This is a genomic window from Adlercreutzia mucosicola DSM 19490, assembly GCF_000422625.1.
GTDB classification, from domain to species: Bacteria; Actinomycetota; Coriobacteriia; order Coriobacteriales; family Eggerthellaceae; genus Adlercreutzia; species Adlercreutzia mucosicola.
The window spans coordinates 98,009-116,228 of the sequence record NZ_AUGK01000010.1 but is presented as its reverse complement, the minus strand read 5'-3'; the positions used below and the strand labels follow the sequence as shown (position 1 = coordinate 116,228).

Annotated in this window: 18 protein-coding genes; 11 read left to right on the top strand and 7 right to left on the bottom strand. The window is 66.3% G+C overall.

Annotated features, from left to right (window positions below; all coding sequences use genetic code 11):
- Positions 1-139: 139 nt before the first annotated feature.
- The 7 genes from istA to G503_RS0107210 all read left to right on the top strand — a co-directional run bounded on the left by istA (position 140) and on the right by G503_RS0107210 (position 6,374).
- The gene (gene istA / locus G503_RS0107240; protein ID WP_235715498.1) at positions 140-1,585 is read left to right on the top strand and encodes an IS21 family transposase; all 1,446 of its coding nucleotides are present in this window, start codon (positions 140-142) and stop codon (positions 1,583-1,585) included.
- A 2-nt stretch (positions 1,586-1,587) separates the two neighbouring features.
- Positions 1,588-2,337 carry an IS21-like element helper ATPase IstB gene (gene istB / locus G503_RS0107235; RefSeq protein ID WP_035021893.1) on the top strand — a complete coding sequence of 250 codons (750 nt, stop codon included), beginning with the start codon at positions 1,588-1,590 and terminating at the stop codon, positions 2,335-2,337.
- Between the two features lie 108 nt (positions 2,338-2,445).
- Positions 2,446-3,033: an ABC-2 family transporter permease gene (locus G503_RS14285; protein ID WP_202805168.1), complete on the top strand. Its 588-nt coding sequence runs from the start codon at positions 2,446-2,448 to the stop codon at positions 3,031-3,033.
- A complete protein-coding gene (locus G503_RS14280) occupies positions 3,033-3,848 on the top strand; it encodes an ABC-2 family transporter permease (RefSeq protein WP_035022252.1) in 816 nt (271 codons plus the stop codon). The genes G503_RS14285 and G503_RS14280 overlap by 1 nt, the downstream gene beginning before the upstream one ends.
- Complete coding sequence (locus tag G503_RS0107220) at positions 3,841-4,242, top strand: hypothetical protein (RefSeq protein WP_028027053.1); 402 nt, start codon at positions 3,841-3,843, stop codon at positions 4,240-4,242. The genes G503_RS14280 and G503_RS0107220 overlap by 8 nt, the downstream gene beginning before the upstream one ends.
- Before the next feature lie 45 nt (positions 4,243-4,287).
- Positions 4,288-4,950 carry a response regulator transcription factor gene (locus tag G503_RS0107215; protein ID WP_028027052.1) on the top strand — a complete coding sequence of 221 codons (663 nt, stop codon included), beginning with the start codon at positions 4,288-4,290 and terminating at the stop codon, positions 4,948-4,950.
- A gap of 26 nt (positions 4,951-4,976) precedes the next feature.
- Positions 4,977-6,374, top strand: coding sequence for a sensor histidine kinase (locus G503_RS0107210; protein ID WP_051191030.1), 1,398 nt, complete (start codon positions 4,977-4,979; stop codon positions 6,372-6,374).
- Between the two features lie 252 nt (positions 6,375-6,626).
- Here G503_RS0107210 and guaA read toward each other — a convergent pair whose 3' ends face one another.
- The 4 genes from guaA to G503_RS0107190 form a co-directional block, all read right to left on the bottom strand.
- On the bottom strand, positions 6,627-8,231 hold the full coding sequence (gene guaA, locus G503_RS0107205; RefSeq protein ID WP_028027050.1) for a glutamine-hydrolyzing GMP synthase: 1,605 nt from the start codon (positions 8,229-8,231) through the stop codon (positions 6,627-6,629).
- Between the two features lie 89 nt (positions 8,232-8,320).
- Positions 8,321-9,178 (bottom strand): tyrosine-protein phosphatase, encoded by an 858-nt coding sequence (locus tag G503_RS14275; protein WP_051191029.1) that lies wholly within the window; start codon positions 9,176-9,178, stop codon positions 8,321-8,323.
- A 98-nt stretch (positions 9,179-9,276) separates the two neighbouring features.
- On the bottom strand, positions 9,277-10,584 hold the full coding sequence (locus G503_RS14270; protein WP_084636384.1) for a cation:dicarboxylate symporter family transporter: 1,308 nt from the start codon (positions 10,582-10,584) through the stop codon (positions 9,277-9,279).
- Positions 10,585-10,601: 17 nt separating this feature from the next.
- Positions 10,602-10,979, bottom strand: a complete 378-nt coding sequence (locus tag G503_RS0107190) for a sulfurtransferase (protein ID WP_169628152.1) — start codon at positions 10,977-10,979, stop codon at positions 10,602-10,604.
- Between the two features lie 406 nt (positions 10,980-11,385).
- Between G503_RS0107190 and G503_RS0107185 the strand changes: the two genes are divergently transcribed.
- The 4 genes from G503_RS0107185 (at position 11,386) to G503_RS0107170 (ending at position 15,621) form a co-directional block, all read left to right on the top strand.
- Positions 11,386-11,670 (top strand): ArsR/SmtB family transcription factor, encoded by a 285-nt coding sequence (locus G503_RS0107185; protein ID WP_202805170.1) that lies wholly within the window; start codon positions 11,386-11,388, stop codon positions 11,668-11,670.
- A 107-nt stretch (positions 11,671-11,777) separates the two neighbouring features.
- On the top strand, positions 11,778-12,005 hold the full coding sequence (locus tag G503_RS0107180; protein WP_028027047.1) for a cation transporter: 228 nt from the start codon (positions 11,778-11,780) through the stop codon (positions 12,003-12,005).
- Between the two features lie 173 nt (positions 12,006-12,178).
- Positions 12,179-14,176 carry a heavy metal translocating P-type ATPase gene (locus G503_RS0107175; RefSeq protein WP_028027046.1) on the top strand — a complete coding sequence of 666 codons (1,998 nt, stop codon included), beginning with the start codon at positions 12,179-12,181 and terminating at the stop codon, positions 14,174-14,176.
- A gap of 194 nt (positions 14,177-14,370) precedes the next feature.
- Positions 14,371-15,621, top strand: a complete 1,251-nt coding sequence (locus G503_RS0107170) for a baeRF8 domain-containing protein (protein ID WP_028027045.1) — start codon at positions 14,371-14,373, stop codon at positions 15,619-15,621.
- A gap of 192 nt (positions 15,622-15,813) precedes the next feature.
- Here the strand turns inward: G503_RS0107170 and G503_RS0107165 are convergent, their stop codons facing one another.
- The 3 genes from G503_RS0107165 to rplJ form a co-directional block, all read right to left on the bottom strand.
- Positions 15,814-16,611, bottom strand: coding sequence for an FAD-binding protein (locus tag G503_RS0107165; protein WP_028027044.1), 798 nt, complete (start codon positions 16,609-16,611; stop codon positions 15,814-15,816).
- A 464-nt stretch (positions 16,612-17,075) separates the two neighbouring features.
- Positions 17,076-17,453 (bottom strand): 50S ribosomal protein L7/L12, encoded by a 378-nt coding sequence (gene rplL / locus G503_RS0107160; protein WP_016309505.1) that lies wholly within the window; start codon positions 17,451-17,453, stop codon positions 17,076-17,078.
- A gap of 90 nt (positions 17,454-17,543) precedes the next feature.
- On the bottom strand, positions 17,544-18,065 hold the full coding sequence (rplJ, locus tag G503_RS0107155) for a 50S ribosomal protein L10 (RefSeq protein ID WP_028027043.1): 522 nt from the start codon (positions 18,063-18,065) through the stop codon (positions 17,544-17,546).
- Positions 18,066-18,220: the final 155 nt, after the last annotated feature.

Below are 18,220 nucleotides of genomic sequence, written 5' to 3'. Positions count from 1 at the left end.
GTGTGTATGGCACAGTAGAAGTCGACACTGTGGCATGTAGGATTCCGGCACTTTGGCAGTGAACATGCCGACCACCACCAAGGGCTATTCTTGTCTTGCTTCGGTAACGACGAGAAAGGCTGGGAAGGCAATGATCAGCATGTCCAAGATCTATTCTATAAGGCAGATGAGGATGGAGGGGCGGCCAATCGCCCATATAGCCAAAACGCTGGAGATTTCCAGAGACACGGTGTACAAGTACCTGGAGGAAGAGGACCTCTCCCCGAGACCCCCGGTCAAAAGGGAGCGCGGGAGCGTCCTCGACCAGTACAGGCCAACGATCGCCTCGTGGCTGGAAGACGACGCGAAGGGCTGGCGCAAGCAGCGCCACACCGCCAAGCGCATTTGGCAGAGGCTGACGGACGAGCTGGGGGCCGAGGTCAGCGAGTCGACTGTTCGCCACTACGTGGGCAAGCTGAAGAAAGAGCTCGGCATCGGCGGGGAGCGCTTCCTGGACCTGGTATGGGCGCCAGGCGAGGCGCAGGCGGATTTCGGGGAGGCCGACTTCTACGTCGCGGGCGTGAGGCGCCGCCTGAGCTATTTCGTGCTCACGTTCCCGTTCTCCAACGTGGGGCTGGCTCAGGTGTTCCCCGGAGAGAACGCCGAGTGCGTCTGCCAGGCACTGAAGGACATCTTCGAGTACCTGGGCGGCGTGCCCGCCCGCATCGTCTTCGACAACGCCGCCGGCGTCGGCCGCAAGATCGGCGATGCCGTGAGGACCGCCGGGCTGTTCTCGGCGTTCGCCGCCCACTACGGCTTCGCGTTCTCGTTCTGCAACCCCAACTCCGGCCACGAGAAGGGCTCCGTCGAGAACAAGGTGGGCTACATCAGGCGCAACCTCTTCGTCCCCGTGCCCTCCTTCGACGGCGGCAGGCGCTTCAACAAGACGCTGCTCGCCCGCTGCATGGCGCTAGCGGAGAAGCCCCACTGGGCCAAGGGCGAGGAGGAGCGGGCGCTGTTCATGGAGGACAGAGTGGCGCTGCTCGGGCTGCCGCCTGCCCCCTTCGACGTGGTGCGCTACGAGAGGAGGCGAACCGACAAGCTGGGCCGCGTTCGCCTGGAATCCCGGCACTTATACTCGACTTCGCCCGAGTTCGCGCTGACCGAGGTCATCTGCGCCATCAGGGCGCGCGAGGTGGTCGTCGCGGATGCGGGCGGGACGGTTATCGCCACCCATACGCGCGCCTACGGGGACGCGCCGAGTGACACATCGAACCCCGCGAGCCAGCTCGCCCTCCTCGCCAGGAAGCCGGGCGCCTGGAGGAACAGTCGGGTGAGGGCGGCTGTCGCAGATGAGCTGCGCGAGTACATGGACGGGCTGGGCCGAGACGCGCTCGCCGAGCGGCTGCGCCTGATGAGGAACGTGGCGGCGCAGAGCGGGTGGGAAGCCATGGTGGAAGCGGCGGCAACCGCGCTCGAGAGCACCGGGCGGATCGACGAGGCCGGGATGCACATGGCCGTCCTCTCGCGAACGAGCACCCCGATCCGCTACGACGAGCCAGTGGACCTCAGCGTCTACGACGCCCTCGCACGGAAGGGGGTGTGACCATGGCCCCAAAACCGAAGGGCGACGTGGCCGCCTTCAGAGAGCTGGCCCGATCGATGTACTTCTCCAACGAGTCGTGCGACTGGTTCTGCGAGGAGGCCTCCGCCGGGCAGCTCAGGATGGCATGCGCGCTCATAGAGCACGAGCAGCGCGTGCGCGAGCGGCGCAAGCGCGAGAGGCTGTTCCGCAAGGCAGCGTTCCCCCAGCTCAAGTCGTTCGACGGATACGACTTCTCGCAGGTGAGCTTCCCGGAGGGCTACGGCAGGGACGATCTCATGTCGCTCGACTTCATCGAGCACGCCCAGGACTTCGTGTTCCACGGCCAGACCGGGCGGGGCAAGACGCATCTGGCAATAGCCGTGGGGTCAGCGGCCGTGAATGCCGGCAAGATGGTGAGGTTCTTCGGCACGGCAGGGCTCGTCCTGGCTCTCTTGAAGGCGAACCGCGAGGAGGCGCTCGACAAGTACCTGGCGGACATAGAGAAGAGCGATCTCGTGATAATGGACGAGTTCGGCTATATACCCATAGATCTGGAGGGTGCGCGCCTGCTGTTCCAGGTCATTTCCAGCTGCTACGAGAGACGGAGCCTCATCCTCACCACCAACATCGAGTTCAGCAAGTGGGGAACCGTTCTCGGCGACGAGAAGCTCGCGGCAGCGGCCATAGACCGGATAGTCCATCACGGGCGGCTGGTGGAGTTCGGAGGTGAGAGCAAGCGGATGGGAGATTCGCTCATGCTAGGAAGACGGTAAAGACAGGGGGGGTCGGCGGTGCCAAAGTGTCGATTTTAGTCAGGCCAAAATGTCGACTTTGCTATTGCCAAACACACGTGGAACTACTGGTACGCGCTCTTCCTGCCCGTGGCTCTCTCGCTCGTGGTGGCGTGCGTCGCGCGGGCGGACGCGCGCACGCGGATGCGGGGGCTTCTAGGCTTAGGCTTCCCGCTCGGGCGCGCCTGGTGGGCCAAGGCGCTCTGGTGCCTCGCGCTCTGCACGCTCTCGAACCTCGTGGTCTTCGGCATCTACCTCGCGGGCTCGGCGTTCTCCTCGCAGGGCCTCACGGCCGCGGGCACGCTCACGATGCTCCTCTGCGCGCTCGCCAACACGGTGACCGCGGCGTGGATGATCCCCGCAGGGCTCTTCCTCACGGCGCGGCTCGGCATGGTCGCGGGCATCTTCTGCCCGCTCGCCGCGCAGCTCGTGGGTGGGTTCGCCTGGTCGCTGATGCCGCTGCCGCAGCTCTTTCCGCCGTCAGCGAGCATGGTCATCCCCACAAGCTTCATCCCCGTGCTGCCGAGCGGCGAACCACTCGCGGCGGACATGGCGCTCGGCGGGGCGCTCACGGCGGACGGCATGCTCACACTGGCGGGCCTTGCGGTCTGCGCGCTCGCGTTCGCCGCGCTCACGGCAGCGGGCGCGGCCTGGTTCGCGCGCTCCGAGGAGAGGTGATGGCCATGACACGACTCTCCGACCCGACGCCGCGCATGACTCTCCCGCGGGCCCTGCTCTCCGAGGCCCTGCGCCTGGCGCGCTCCCCGCTCACGGCGGTGCACCTCGTCTGCGGCCTGGCAGCCGGTCTTGCCTGCGGCGAGTACTTCTCCGTAACCCGATGGGACCCGGCGCTGGGCGCGGACGCCTACGCCCAGTTCCTCGGCGCCCTCATGCCGCTCATGTCCGCCATCGTCTGCGGGCTCGCCGTGGACGAGGAGCGCGCTGCCGGGCGCCTCGCCAACCTCACGGCGGTCCCCTCGCGCGGGCGCGCCGTCGCGGCGAAGCTGCTCGCCCTTGCGGCGCTCGGCGCGGGTGCGCTGGCCGTGGCGCTCGGCGTGTTCGGGGCCGTGCTTGCCGTCGCCGGGCGCCTGCCGCTCGGGCCCGCTCCGCTTGCGGCCGCCTGGGCGGGCATCGTGCTGGGCAGCCTGCCCCTCTACGCGCTGGGGCTCGGCGTGGCCCTGCGCCTCGGCCGCAACGCCGCCATCGGCGCCGGCGCGGCGGGGATGCTCCTCGCGTTCTTCTCAGTGGGCGGACTTGCGCACGGCCTCATGACCGGCGAGCTCACCGGTGCCCTGGCGACGCCCCTGAGCTGGGTGCCGCTCGCCTGGCCCGCGCGCCTGGGGTCGCTCGGGGTAGAGGCCTTCATCGACGCCGCACGCGCGGCGGGTCCCCTCCTCACGACTGCGCTCGCTGGCCTCGTGCTCACCCTGGCAACCGCCGCCGTCCTTATCGCCTGGTTCTGCCGCTTCGAGGACGGGAGGGCAGATGCGTAGGAAGCCGCTCGCCGCCGTGCTCGCCCTCCTCTCCGCAGCGCTCGTCCTGGGCGGGAATGCCCTGCTCGACGCCGGCTGGGGGTCGGCGCTGCGCTCGATCGCCGACCGCGTGCTGCCCAACCCTGAGATCGCCATGTGGGCGCCCGCGCCCGAGCCCGGCAGCCACGCGGGCTCCTACGCCGACGCCACCGGGGCGGGGGCGAACTACGTCTACCTGGTGGACGCGGCGGACGACAGGGGCAATATCCGAGAGCTCCAGCTCATCTTCTTCGGGCGGGAGTCGGACGGCGAGGGCTGGCTCGAGATCGAGGCGCGCGGCGGCTCGGGCGTGCGCTACCGCGCGTGCAACGCGGCCGAGGCACCCGCGGCTGCGCGCGGGGCTCTGGACCGCTGAGCGCGGCGCAAGTACAATGCCGACGGGAGTTTCAGGAGGTCGAACATGGCGAGGATACTGGCAGTGGATGATGAGCGGGCGATCCTCGACGCGCTCGCGCGCGTCCTCGGCCGCGACGACCATGAGGTCGTCAGGGCGGCGGACCCGACGGCGGTCCCGGGGATGGACCTCTCGCGCTTCGACCTCGTGCTCTGCGACGTCATGATGCCGGGGCTCGACGGCTTCGAGCTCGTGCGGCAGATCCGCCCGGACTTCGACGGGCCCATCATCTTCCTGACCGCGCGCGTGGCCGAGGAGGACGCCGTGGCCGGCTACGGCCTGGGCGCCGACGACTACGTCCGCAAGCCCTTCGGGGCCGCGGAGCTGCGCGCCAAGGTCGCGGCCCATCTACGCCGTGAGCGCCGGCCGCGCTCGCACGCCCTCTCCTTCGGGGAGGTGCGGATCGACCTCGGGGCGCGCGGCCTCGCCGTGAGCGGCGAGGCCGTGCCGCTCACGCCCACCGAGTATGCCATCTGCGAGTACCTCGCCCGCCACCCCGGGCAAGTCATGAGCCGCGCGCAGATACGCGAGGCGGTGCTCGGCTGGGAGAGCGACGCCGACGACGCGGCCATATCAATGCAGGTCAGCCGCGCCCGGAGGAAACTCTCCGAGGCCGGCGCCGACCCGATTGCGACCGTCTGGGGGATGGGGTACAAGTGGCAGCTCTGAGGACCGGGGCGCGAGGTCGCGGGGGCATGCCGCTCTCCTTCGTCATCGCGCGCTACTTCGCCTACGCGTTCGCGGCGGTCGCCACGGCGTGGCTCGCCTCGTTCATGGCGCTCTCCGCGGCGATCAACGCGGGCTTCGTCTACGAGGCAAGCTGGGGGCCGGCCAATGCGCGCGAGGTCGCGGAGGGCCTGGCACGCGACGGCGTCTGCGGGCAGCAGGACGTGCCGACGGCGTACCGCTACCTCATCCTGAACAAGGACGGATACGTGCTGATGACAGACCTCGAGGGCACGCGGCTCGAGGGCGCGGCGGAAATGGCCCGTGCGGCACTCGCCGCGGATCCGGGCACAGTGGAGATCGAGGGCGGGGGCTCGGGCCTCACCTACGCCGCGTTCCCGCTCAAGGGCGGCGGGGCCTGCGCGCTCGTCAGCGAGTACCTGCCGCAGTGGGTCTCGCGCGACCTCGCCGGCCTGCTTCCCAACCCGCAGAACCTCATGCTCGTCGGCGCCGCGGCGGGAAGCGCGCTCGCGCTCGCGCTCGCGGCGCGCCGCGCGAGCCGCGTGATCTCGCGCAAGATGGCGCCGCTCGCGGAGGCGGCGGGGCGCGTCGGCGCGGGGGAGCTCGACTTCGCGGTCGGCAGCACCAACGTGCGCGAGGTGAACGACGTCCTCGCCGCGATGGACGCCATGCGGGCCTCCCTCGCCGAGTCGCTCGAGGCCCGCTGGGCCGCGGAGCGGGGGCAGCGCGAGCAGGTGGCGTCGCTCGCCCACGATCTCAAGACGCCGCTCACCGTGCTGCGCGCCAACGCCGACTTCGTGGCGGAGGAGCTGGAAGACGAGAAAGACGCCGACCTCGCGGCCGCCGCGCGCGACATAGCCGGCGGTGTCGAAAGGCTCGACGGCTACGTGCGCCTGCTCATCGAGGCCTCGCGCGGGTCCGGCGGGGCGGAGAGGGCCCCCATGCGGCCGGCCGAGCTCTGCGAACAGGTCCTCGCCGAGGCCGCCCAGATCGCCCGGGCGCGAGGCGTGATGTTCGACGCAGCCACGGGCCCCGCTGTCGCGGGCGCGCCCGAGGCTCCACTCGACCGAACCACCCTGGCGCGAGCCGCCGCGAACCTCATGGCCAACGCCGCCGAGCACGCGCGCTCGCGCGTGGCGGTCTCCTGCGACGTCGCGGGCGGGCACCTCGTCATCGAGGTTGCCGACGACGGACCGGGCTTTTCTCCCGCCGCCCTCGAACGCGGCTGCGAGCGCCTCTTCACAGACGACTCCTCCCGCTCCTCGCGCGACGGAGGCCGCCACTACGGGCTCGGCCTCCACGCCGCCTCCGAGGCCGCGAGCGCCCACGGGGGCTCCGTCTCGCTCGCCAACGGCCCCTCGGGCGGCGCGGTGGCCACCATCGCGGTCCCCCTGCGCGGGGCCTGACGACTCAGGCCCTCACACCGGCGTGGCTCGCAACCAAACGCTTCCATCTTGAAATACGGGGAGTAAATAGCGAAATCGCAGGTGAAGGAGAGTAAAAGGCGAAGAAAAAGCCCCCGTCCCAGCACGGGAACGGAGGCTCGGTAATCGGATTTACCCACCAATGTCGCTGGTGGCTTTGCCGTGACTCTCGTACGAAACGAAACTCAGGAGTACAGTACGGCACTCAAAAGTGCAGGTCAGAACCCTGTCGGCTTACTCCCACTCGATGGTCGCGGGGGGCTTGCTGGTTATATCATACACTACGCGGTTCACGCCGGGGACTTCGGCTACGATGCGACCCGAAATGCGGGCCAGGACGTCGTAGGGCAGCTTTGCCCAGTCGGCGGTCATGGCATCGCTGCTTTCCACGGCGCGCAGGATCACGGGGCGGGCGTAGGTGCGCTCGTCGCCCATGACGCCCACGCTCTTGATGTCGGGCAGCACGGCGAAGTACTGCCACACGGCGTGCTCGCTGTTGCGCTCACCGGTCTCGGCGAACAGGCGCTCGTTGTAGGCGTCCAGCTCCTCGCGCACGATGGCGTCGGCGTTCTTCAAAATAGTCAGTTTCTCCCCGTCCACGTCGCCGATGATGCGAATGGCCAAACCCGGCCCTGGGAAGGGCTGGCGGTGCACGATGTAGTCGGGCAGTCCCAGTGCCGTGCCGAGCGCGCGCACCTCGTCCTTGAAGAAGTGGTCCAGCGGCTCGATCAGGTCGAAATGCACGCCCTCGGGGAACGGGATGAGGTTGTGGTGGCTCTTGATGGTGCTCGCCTTACCGCCGGTCTTGCGGGCGCCGCTCTCGATGATGTCGGGGTAAATAGTGCCCTGGGCCAGGTACTTCACCGGACGCCCGTCCTGGGCCAGATCCTCCGCCACGGCGAAGAACTCCTTCCAGAACTGCGTGCCGATGATGCGGCGCTTCTCCTCCGGGTCAGTCACGCCGGCCAGCAGCTCCAGGTAGCGCTCCTCGGCGTGCACGTGGATGAAGTCCACGTCGAACTGCTTCGTGAACACCTCTTCCACTTCCTCGGGCTCGCCCTTACGCAGCAGGCCGTGATTCACGAACACACAGGTCAGCTGCTTGCCGATGGCGCGGGCGCACAGCGCCGCCACCACCGACGAATCCACACCACCCGAAAGGCCCAGAATCACGCGGTCGTCGCCCACCTCGGCGCGGATGGCCGCCACCGAGTCCTCGATGATGGAGTCCATGGTCCAATCCGGCTCAAGCTCGCACACGACGAACAGGAAGTTGCGCAGCAGCGTCTGGCCGAACTCGGTGTGGCGCACCTCGGGGTGGAACTGCGTGGCGAACAGCTTGCGCTCGGGGTACTCCATGGACGCCACCGGGCACACCTCGGTGCGCGACGTGACAGCAAAGCCCTCGGGCACGCGGCTCACGGCATCGCGATGGCTCATCCACACGGTCTGCTCGCCGGGAGTGCCGTCGAACAGCGCCGACTCGCCGGCACGCGTGATGACCGCCGGGCCGTACTCGCCCTTCTCGGTGTGCGCCACTTCCCCGCCGAGCGCCACGGCCATGGCCTGTTGGCCGTAGCAGAAGCCGAGCACCGGAATGCCCAGGCTGAGGATCTCCGGGTCGATGGAGGGGGCGTCCTCCGCGTACACGCTGGCCGGACCGCCCGACAGGATGATAGCCGCCGGCGCCATAGCGCGCACCTCGTCGGCCGTGATGTCGCACGGCACGATCTCGGAATACACGTGCAGATCGCGCACGCGGCGGGCGATGAGCTGCCCGTACTGGGCGCCGAAATCGACGACGATGACAATCTGCTCCGGGGTTGCGGACTCGGCCACGGTGCCTCCTTGGGGTTGCGGAATGTTCGAGGGCGATTTTACACCTCGCCAGCCGCCCCCGCGTTTCCAGCGTGGGAAATCTCGTTGAATTACGCCAAATACTTCTCCCGCAGGGCAGCCCGCTTCTCGGGACCGAAGTCGAGGGCCTCGGCAAGGTAGGCGTCGAAGGTGCCGAATGCGTCGGTCACAGCAGCCATGGCGGTATCGTAGTAGTCGGCGTAGGCGTAGAAGAACGCATCCATATCGGCATCAATCCCGCGCAAAGCCGGCAGCTTCGCGGCCAGAGCGTCTAAAACGCCCTCGGCCCGGCTGCGGGCGAACAAGTTCGTGGCCAGGTAGTCGGCCCGCACATCGGCCTCGAGCACGCCGAGCGCCCACTCCACCACCACCGCGCCCAGGCCCGCCCGGTCCTTGCCCTCAGTGCAGTGCCACAGCACCGCCCCGCCGTCAGATTCCAACAGCACGTCCAAAAGCCCGCGGTAGGCCGCACGACCCGCCTCGCCCAGAAGAATCTGCGGGTACATCTTCCGCACCGCCTCGTGGGGCTGGGCGCTCACTGCCTCGAGCGCCTTCACGTCCTGCGCGAGGCTCGCCCCATGAGTGATGCCGATAGTCTCCCCCGAAAGCGCCGGAAAGTCGTAGAACACCACGCCTTCCATACGCTCGCGCGGGTCGGGCTCCTTGTCGCGCTCCACCTCGGTGCGAAAGTCCACCACACCCTCCAGGCGGTAATCGACCAGAAGGCGCGCCAGATCGCTCTCAGTCGCCTTGTGCAGGGCGCCCGACCGCAAAAGCAGCGCCGGCCTCACCCGGCGCCCGTCGGCTGCGGGCAAACCGCCCAGGTCGCGGGTGTTGCGCAGCCCCTCGAAGGGGATGTGCCCGAACTCGGAAAACCCGGGAATTGCCCCGGGAAGCTCTATCTTTGCCGGCATCTGCGTCTGGGCCATGGGTGCTCCCTCTCTCGTGAAATCGTTTCCCCCTATGGTAGCGGGAGCGGGGCTCGAGCGCGCTCGAGAGCCGAACCTGTCAAGGGCCTGTTGGGAAATCAGGAGCGGCTCGTCGCCCCCTCGCCGGCCGGCTTGCCGCGACCGGCACCGGCGGCTTCGGCCACTTCCCCGTCGAAGAACGCCTCGTCGGCGGGGGCCATGGCGTCGGCCACCTCATGGCGGTTCGCATAGCCCGTGAGAATCAGCGTGAGGGCCCCATCGCCGGTCACGTTGCAGGCGGTGCCGAAGCTGTCCTGCAGCGCAAACACTGTGAGAACCAGCGCCGTGCCGGCCCCATCGAAGCCCAAAAGGCCCGTGACCAGGCCGAGCGAGGCCATGACCGTGCCGCCCGGCACCCCCGGCGCCCCAATGGCGAACACGCCCAAAAGCACGCAGAACAGAAGCATCGTCGGCAGGCTCGGCAGCGCTCCGTACAGAATTTGGGACACCACCATGCAGAAGAACACCTCGGTGAGCACCGATCCACACAGATGGATGTTGGCGAATAGCGGAATGCCGAAGCTCACCATGTCGCGCCGCAGGGTCTTCGCCTGGCCGGCGCATTCCAGCGCCACGCCCAGGGTGGCCGCCGACGACATGGTGCCCACGGCCGTCAGGTAGGCCGATCCGTAATGACGCAGCACCTCCCAGGGATTCGTGCGCGAGTAGGCCCCGGCTGCGCCGTAGAGCACCCCGAGCCATATGAAATGCCCCACGAGCACAATGGCAATAACCACCAGGAACACCGGCAGCTGGCTCGTGAGCGTACCTTCCCAGGCCAGACCGGCGAAGGTGCACACGATGAAGAACGGCAGAATGGGAATGACGATCTTCACCACAATGGCCAGCACCATGCGCTGGAACTCCACCAAGAGCGCCGTAAACCGCGACGCCTTCGCCCACACCGCCGCCAGACCCAGCATGAGCGCCAGGGCCAGGGCGCTCGTCACGGGCATGATGGCGGGAATGTCAAGGGGAAACTCCAAGCTGGGCACCTCGCGCAGGGCCTCCGCGCCCTCGGCCAGGGTAAGGTGCGGAATGATCCCGAAGCCCGCGGCCATGGAAAGCAGCGCGGCTCCCAGGGTAGACAGGTAGGCCGCAAGAAGCGCCACGCCCAGAATGCGCGACACGTTCTCGCCCAGCTTGGCAATGGACGGCGCGATGAAGCCGACGATGATGAGCGGCACGCAGAACACGATGACCTGCCGCAGCACGTCGCCAATGGTAGCCACCACGGCGATGACCTCGGCAGACGCCACCGAGCCGATCCCGATGCCCGCCGCCACCGCCACCAGCAATATGAAGGGCAGGCTGGTCACCACATGTTTCGCAATCGCCGCAGCGCTCGGCCGCTTCATCGTCTCCATCACTCCCCTTTTCGCCCCTACGAAGCCCGCGCGAAGGCTCGATCGAACTGCTCGATGGGGCGCGATGGGTCACTCGCCCAATCGTTCATACTGCCCGCGTACAGGCGCAGCTGGCTGTAACCGGCCGCAGCCAAATAGTCGCAGGCGATTTTCGCATGAATGCCCGACTGGCAGTACACGATGACGGCATCCTTGGGAAAAACGCCATGGTCCTGGAACATCTCGGCCAGCGAGGCCGACGGATCGGCAGTCTCGGCAGCCACATCGAGACGGATATTGATCGCCGTGGGAATATGGCCCGTGTTGTAATACAACGGAGGCCGCACGTCCACCAAGGGCATGGACCCTATTTCGCGCTCCACGTAAGCGGCATCAACAATTTGATAAGCTCTCATGACATCACCTTTCGGGAATCGTTGCTCGGGGCGCATCGGGTATAAGAGCGAGAACGGGGCGGAACAACCGCGCGGTAGCCGCGCCGACGTCCGAGCCGCCGTGCCGAACAGCGCCTCGTCCCCATGGTAGCGCTGGGGGCTGCGGAAACGGACAACGGCGTCGTTACGCTTTGCTTGCCGCTGAGCGGAAAAGTAGAATCTCCCCCACTCCCCCTTGACAGCGCTGTGACATTGCCTATACTTATGAATAATTGTTCATATGTTGTTACATTCAGAAGGAGCCACCATGGCGAAAACCGTATCGCTGGAACAGGAAGCACGACAGGTCGTGGAAACCGCCTGCGCCCAGATGATCGACTGCCCTTGCGGCTGCAACCGCGAGGCCACAACCGAGCTGTTCTCGGATATGCCCGACGAGGAGCTGCTCTTCGATGTGGCCGACCTGTTCAAGGCGTTCTCGGACACCACGCGCATCAAGATCCTGTTCGCGCTCATGGGCGGCCCCTCAAGCGTCACCGGCATCACCGAGGCCATCGGCTGCACCCAAAGCGCGGTGAGTCACCAGCTGCGCACCTTGAAGCAGGCCCGCCTCGTGAAGGCCGCCCGCGACGGCAAGAACGTCATCTACTCGCTGTCCGACGATCACGTGTTCACCATGCTCGCCCAAGGCATCACCCACGTCTGCGAGTAACCCGCACCGCGCGCCCTAAACTCGCACCCTAGCGAGCCCGACCGCTCGACCACCCGCAAGCCACCACCGTCCCCCAGAAGAGACCCCCCCCCGAGAAAGGAACTACCATGCGGAAATCATTCAAGCTGGAGAACCTCGACTGCGCCAACTGCGCCGCGAAGATGGAAACGGGCATCAACCAGCTGCCCGGCGTGAACAAGGCGTCCATCTCCTTCATGACGAGCAAGCTCGTCATCGACGCCGACACCGAAGACGCCGAGGTCTTCGCCGCCATCGTCGACGCCGCCCAGCAGGTATGCACCAGCTACGAGAAAGACTGCCTCATCAAACGGTAGAACCGAGCATTTTTCTGATTTGTAAGAGCAGCGCGAGGGTTCGGGGTGACGCTCGACGCGCAGTTCCGCAGCGAACGGAAGTGTCCGGTGGACACTTCCGCCGAGCGAGGACTGTCTGAGCATCGAGTATTACCCCGAAACCTCGCGCGAACGGCAAGAAACAGGACCCCACCATGAGCCCCAAGCAAAAACGCCTCCTCACCCGCATCATCGTCGCCCTCGTCATCTTCTTCGCCATCATCATCGTGGAAGAGACCGGCCTGCTGCGTGCCGCCTTCGGCAGCCCCGGCGACGTGTACGCCGAGTTCGCGCTCTTCCTCATTCCCTACCTCATCGCCGGCTACGACGTCATCGCCAGCGCATTCCGCAACCTCTTCCGCGGTCACGCCCTCGACGAGGACTTCCTCATGACCGTGGCCACCTTCGGCGCCTTCGCGCTGGTGCTGTTCCCCCACACCGAGCCGCACATGGCCGAGGGCGCCGCCGTCATGCTGTTCTTCCAGGTAGGCGAGCTGTTCCAAAGCTATGCCGTGGACAAATCGCGGAAATCCATCGCCGATATGATGGACATCGCGCCGGAGTTCGCCAACGTCATGGAAGAGGGGAAACTGAAGCAGGTGGATCCCTTCGAGCTGGCCCCCGACGACGAGTTCATCGTCATGCCCGGCGAGCGCATCCCACTGGACGGCGTCATCCTCACCGGCGACAGCCAGATCGACACCGCGGCGCTCACCGGCGAATCGGTACCCCGCACGGCGCGCCCGGGCGACGAGATCATCTCCGGCTGCGTGAACCTCACGGGCAAGCTCACAGTACGCGCCACGAAGCCCTTCGAGGATTCCACTGTGAGCCGCATCCTGGAACTGGTGGAGAACGCCGCTGAGAAGAAGGCCCGCACCGAGAACTTCATCACGCGCTTCGCCCGCGTGTACACCCCCATCGTTGTGGGCGTGGCGGCCGTACTCGCCATCGTGCCCCCGCTGCTGCTCGGCGGCGATTGGGCCGACTGGGTGCTGCGCGGCCTCACTTTCCTCGTAGTGTCGTGCCCCTGCGCGCTGGTGATCTCGGTGCCCCTATCGTTCTTCGGCGGCATCGGGGGCGCCTCGCGCCTCGGCATTCTGGTGAAGGGGTCGAACTACCTGGAGGCCCTGGGCTCCACGGAAACCGTCGTGTTCGACAAGACCGGTACGCTTACCGACGGCACCTTCGCCGTGACCGAGCTGGCGTGCGCCCCCGGCGTGACCGAGGCCGAGCTTGTGGCCACCGCCGCCGCGGCCGAGGCTTTCTCCACCCATCCCATCGCCCAATCGGTGCGAGCCTACGGCGACGCCATGGCGAATGGGGAACGGTCGGGCGGCGACACCATGATGAATGGGGAACGACCCGCTGCCAACGCCGCTCCGCTGGCCGAGCGCATCCGCGACGTGCGCGAGGTGAGCGGCCAGGGCGTGGAGGCCGTCGTGGACGGTCGCGGCGTGCTCGTGGGCAACGGCAAGCTCATGACCGCCCATGGCGTGCCCTTCCAGGCGACCCATGCCGCTGGCACGGTGCTGTACGTGGCCGCTGACGGGGCCTTCCTCGGCACCATCGTCATCGCCGACACCATCAAGCCCACGGCCGCCCGAGCCATCGCCGACTTGCACGCGGCCGGGGTGAAGAAGACCGTCATGCTCACCGGCGACCGCACCGATGTGGCCGCCTCCGTGGCCGCCCGGCTCGGCATCGACGAGGTACACGCCGAGCTGCTGCCCCAGGACAAGGTGGCGGAAGTGGAGCGGCTGCTGGCCGCCACCGAGCGCGACACCCGCGGCAAGGGCAAGCTCGCCTTCGTGGGCGACGGCATCAACGACGCGCCGGTGCTCACCCGCGCCGACATCGGCATCGCCATGGGCGCCATGGGGTCGGACGCCGCCATCGAGGCCGCCGACATCGTGCTCATGAACGACAGCCCCGACGACATCGCGAAGGCCATCGACGTGGCCCGGCGCACCATGCGCATCGTATGGCAGAACATCATCTTCGCCCTCGGCATCAAGTTTGCTGTGCTCGTGCTGGCCGCCTTCGGCATCGCGAACATGTGGATGGCCGTGTTCGCCGACGTGGGTGTGGCCGTTATCGCCATCCTGAACGCCATGCGCGCCATGAACGTGAAGCGCTACGAGAAGCGGTAAGCCCCCAAATCAGCATTTCGGCAACCAGAAGTTCACAGACCCGCCCATAGCCCCCGATTTCTCCGGTCGGGGGCTATGCTTTTCACTGCGCAACGCCTTCCCATCCGCTCCGTGCGATCCCGCAGGATCGCTCCGGGACGCTGGCCCCCAAGGCTGCGCGACCCAGCAGTTCCCGATTATTATGGAGGTTCGTCATGAAAGACGAGAAGGAGACCTTGCGCAAGACCGACGAGAGCATTCACGTAATGGAGAGCTTCGACCCCGCCATCCTCTCGGATGTGCCCGCACCGGTCGTGTCGCTGTATATTCCCGTTCACCACAGCGAGCGCGAGGAGCGCCGCGACATCTGGGATCGCGACATGTTCAAGGATCTCATGAAAGACGCCGAGCGCACCCTGGCCGAAAGCTACAGCAAGGACGCCTATAAGGGCATCCTGGAGAAGGCCGACTACCTGCTCGCCCATCCCGACATGCCGCTGTGGCTGCACGCTGGCGAGGGCCTGGGATTCCTCATGGGCAACGACGACGTGTATGTGTACAACCTGTTCTTCGCCCCCGATCCCATGGTGGCCGCCGGCGACACCTATTTCGTGAAGCCGCTGCTGCGCAACTTCCAGTACGGCACCGAGTACTACGTGCTCGAGCTCGGCAACGACCGCTTCAGCTGGGCGAAGGGTGACCGCACCCATGTTCAGCGCCAGCAGCTGCCGCGCGAGGTGCACGACTATTTCAGCGAGCTCTTCGCCAACAGCGACGACACGGCCGCCGACATGAAGAAGGACGAGCTGGGCGCGCTGGACTACATCACCCTTGAGGGTCACATGGGTCAGTATCACGACCACCAGTCGCGCAACGACGTAAAGAAAGAAGACGCCGCCCAGTGGTTCCGCTACGTGAACAAGGCCGTGAACGACTATCTGGTGCGCGACGATACCACGCCCATCATCCTGTGCTGCGACGAGGAGTACGAGCACGCCTTCCGCAAGATCTGCACCCTGCGCCACCTGCTGCCCGAGGGCATCAAGAAGGATCCGGCCGGCCTTGACGGCAAGGCGCTCTTGGAAGAGTCGCTGGCCGTGATGGACGGCATCCGCGATGCGAACATCAAGCAGGCCGCTGAGCAGTTCGGTGCCGATGCGGCCCACGGGAAGGCCTCCGACGACTTCGACGCCATCGGCATGGCGCTCGCCGAGCGCCGCGTGGCGGCCCTGTTCATGGTGAAGGGCAAGATTCTGCCCGGCGGCTTCGACATCAACACTGGCACCGTCGCCTTCGACGGCAACCCGAACCCGGTCGACGACGGCTACATCGATCCGGCCGCGCCCGACATCACCGACGCCTTCGCCCAGGCTGCCCTGGCCCAGGACGCCCACATCTACATCGTGGAGCAGGACCAGATGCCCACCGCCTCGCCGGCAGCCGCCCTGTTCCGCTACGCGGAATAACCCGCATCGCTGCTGCAACGTTTCCAGAGAGCCGCCATCGTGCGGCTCTCCTTTTGCATCGAATCTTTACCAAGCGACCGTCGCCCCCGTCGGAAAAAGCGCCGCCTCGAAATGAGGCGGCGCCCAATAGGAGAGCGGGGCTCAGGGAGAGGTCGCCCTCAACGGGCAGGACGACGAGCGACGCGTGCGAAACTATCTCGCCAACTGCTCGCCCAGTACATAACCCAAGGTGAGGCAACGTCCGTGACTGATACCCGGACACACCATGGGGTAATCGTTAGAAAAGAAGTTGCCCGCGGCATTTCCCACGGCGTACAGACCCGGGATGGCCTCACCTGCGGCGGAGCACACGTTCATGGAGCTATCCACGTTAAGGCCGCTCGCGCAGGTGAGCAGGGCAGCCGTTACCTGAGAAGCGTAGAACGGGGGCCGTGCGATGGGGAACAAGTTCGCGGCATCCTTTCCGAAATCCTCATCTGCACCCCTGGCGGCCAACTCGTTATAGCGCGCAACGGCAGCGGCCAGATTGTCGGCGGGCACGCCCATGGCTGCAGCCAGATCTTCCAAGGTCTCCCCCGTTACCGAGGCCCCCGTCTCCAAGCACATCTCCATCTGCTCTTCGGGCGTATACCCCAACGTCGGGTCAAAGGGGCCCGAGGTGGATCCGCTGTACTGAGATAGCAGGGTCATTTGACTCAGCTCCGATGCAAAATCGGCGTCCATCACCGTCCACACCACATGACCGGGAGATGTCATGTAAGCGTTGGTGATGCCCAGCAGCGGGGCGTCTTCGTTGCAGAAACGCTTGCCGTCTTTGTTGACGCGCATAAAGGCATAAGTGCCGCAAGCGCCCCCGCCCATGATGGGGTGAACCATGGCAGCCGCCGCGCCTTTCTGCATGCTGCCACCCACCCAATAGGCCATGTTCACATGATCGCCTGCGTTGGCGCCTTCCGGCGTATATACGCTATTGGCCGCCTCCTGAAGCATGGGCGCCCTTCCGCGCGGAGCAGGTGGCGAAAACCAGGTCATGTACGTAATCGCCCTCGTGCTGGTTGTGAACCCCTGGGAACCGATGCGGCCGCCGCCCAATCTAACACTAGGGCGCAGCTCTCGCCTGTTGCGCCGGTCCGAAAACATCTCACAGCCGCCGTGCGCTCCTACGAGACCGCTCGGGTCCAGGTGCGCCGCGACACCGCCTCCCTCCAGAAGCGGCTCGGCTAGATTGGCCAAAATCACATACTTCTCGTAGTTTTCACAGCCCCACCCCTTTCATGCGAAGGCGTTTTCCCCGTTAGCTGGCAACAAAATCGGGCGAGCAGCGCAAAACGATGACGAGAAGTGGTTCATTTTGGCCAAGAAGCTGACACGCACGCGCCCGGAACAAAAAGAACCCCGCTCGAAAGCGGGGTTCTTGGCAGTCTCTCGACTGGAGAAGTTTCGCGAAAGCGAATTTACTTCAGGGTCACAGCGGCGCCGGCCTCTTCCAGCTTGCCCTTGATCTCCTCGGCCTTGTCCTTGGCAACGCCCTCGGCCACCGGCTTCGGAGCGCCCTCGACGACCTCCTTGGCCTCCTTCAGGCCCAGGCCAGTGATCTCGCGGACAACCTTGATGACGGCGATCTTGTTGTCGCCGAAGCCCTCGAGGATGACGTCGAAGTCGGACTTCTCCTCGGCGGCAGCGCCACCCTCAGCCGGAGCGGCGGCGGCCACGGCCACCGGAGCAGCGGCGGACACGCCGAAGGTCTCCTCGATGTCCTTCACGAGCTCGGAAGCCTCGAGCAGGGACATCTCCTTCAGAGCCTCAATGATCTCTTCACGAGTAACAGCCATGTTAGTTTCCTTTCAAAGGGGGCCGGCGCCTCTTCGTGCCGGCCAAATTTTCTTCGTTGCTACGCGGCCCATCTCAGGCCGCCCGAGCTGTTAGGCAGCTTCCTTCTGCTCGGCCACGGCCTTGACGACCTGGGCCAGGCCACGGGGCACACCGTTGATGGTGGTGGCCAGACCACGAGCGACGCCGGAGATGGCACCGGCGATCTGAGCCATGAGCTGCTCGCGAGAGGGCAGAGAGGCGATTGCCTCCACCTCCGCGGCCGACACGGCAGCGCCTTCCATCAGGCCGCCCTTGATCTCAAGGTTCTGATTGGCCTTGGCGAAGGTCTTCAGGGCCTTCGCGGAAGCGGCCACATCGTTGCCGGAGAACACGAACGCGCTGGGGCCGGCGAGCATATCGTCGAGGGTCGGCAGCTCGGCCTCGGACAGCGCCAGGTGAACCAGCGTGTTCTTGTAGACCTTCAGCACCGAGCCAGTCTCGCGAATGTCGCGACGCAGCTGCTGCATCTCCTTCACCGTGAGGCCGCGGTAGTCCACGACCCACATGGCGGAAACGCCGTCGAGATCCTCCTTGATGCTGGCGAGCATCTCCTTGTTCTGAGCGTTGGGCATGTTGTACGTACACCTCCTTCTCAAGCTTTCCGCGTTCCGCACCTCGGTGGGTGGGCCGCCTGCCTGAGAAAGCGATGCGGCCCCCGCCCATAAGACGGAGGCCGCAGAATTCACGGAAGCGAATCATGTCGACCACCTCGGCGGGCCGCTTGCGC

Coding starts and splice junctions, on each gene's coding strand:
- G503_RS0107180 (WP_028027047.1), top strand. CDS start 11,778: ATGCGGAAATCATTCAAGCTGGAGAACCTCGACTGCGCCAACTGCGCC.
- G503_RS14275 (WP_051191029.1), bottom strand. CDS start 9,178: ATGGCCCAGACGCAGATGCCGGCAAAGATAGAGCTTCCCGGGGCAATT.
- G503_RS0107210 (WP_051191030.1), top strand. CDS start 4,977: ATGCCGCTCTCCTTCGTCATCGCGCGCTACTTCGCCTACGCGTTCGCG.
- istB (WP_035021893.1), top strand. CDS start 1,588: ATGGCCCCAAAACCGAAGGGCGACGTGGCCGCCTTCAGAGAGCTGGCC.
- G503_RS14280 (WP_035022252.1), top strand. CDS start 3,033: ATGGCCATGACACGACTCTCCGACCCGACGCCGCGCATGACTCTCCCG.
- G503_RS0107190 (WP_169628152.1), bottom strand. CDS start 10,979: ATGAGAGCTTATCAAATTGTTGATGCCGCTTACGTGGAGCGCGAAATA.
- G503_RS0107220 (WP_028027053.1), top strand. CDS start 3,841: ATGCGTAGGAAGCCGCTCGCCGCCGTGCTCGCCCTCCTCTCCGCAGCG.
- G503_RS0107215 (WP_028027052.1), top strand. CDS start 4,288: ATGGCGAGGATACTGGCAGTGGATGATGAGCGGGCGATCCTCGACGCG.
- G503_RS0107175 (WP_028027046.1), top strand. CDS start 12,179: ATGAGCCCCAAGCAAAAACGCCTCCTCACCCGCATCATCGTCGCCCTC.
- rplL (WP_016309505.1), bottom strand. CDS start 17,453: ATGGCTGTTACTCGTGAAGAGATCATTGAGGCTCTGAAGGAGATGTCC.
- G503_RS0107170 (WP_028027045.1), top strand. CDS start 14,371: ATGAAAGACGAGAAGGAGACCTTGCGCAAGACCGACGAGAGCATTCAC.
- istA (WP_235715498.1), top strand. CDS start 140: ATGTCCAAGATCTATTCTATAAGGCAGATGAGGATGGAGGGGCGGCCA.
- G503_RS0107165 (WP_028027044.1), bottom strand. CDS start 16,611: ATGCTTCAGGAGGCGGCCAATAGCGTATATACGCCGGAAGGCGCCAAC.
- G503_RS0107185 (WP_202805170.1), top strand. CDS start 11,386: ATGCCCGACGAGGAGCTGCTCTTCGATGTGGCCGACCTGTTCAAGGCG.
- rplJ (WP_028027043.1), bottom strand. CDS start 18,065: ATGCCCAACGCTCAGAACAAGGAGATGCTCGCCAGCATCAAGGAGGAT.
- G503_RS14270 (WP_084636384.1), bottom strand. CDS start 10,584: ATGGAGACGATGAAGCGGCCGAGCGCTGCGGCGATTGCGAAACATGTG.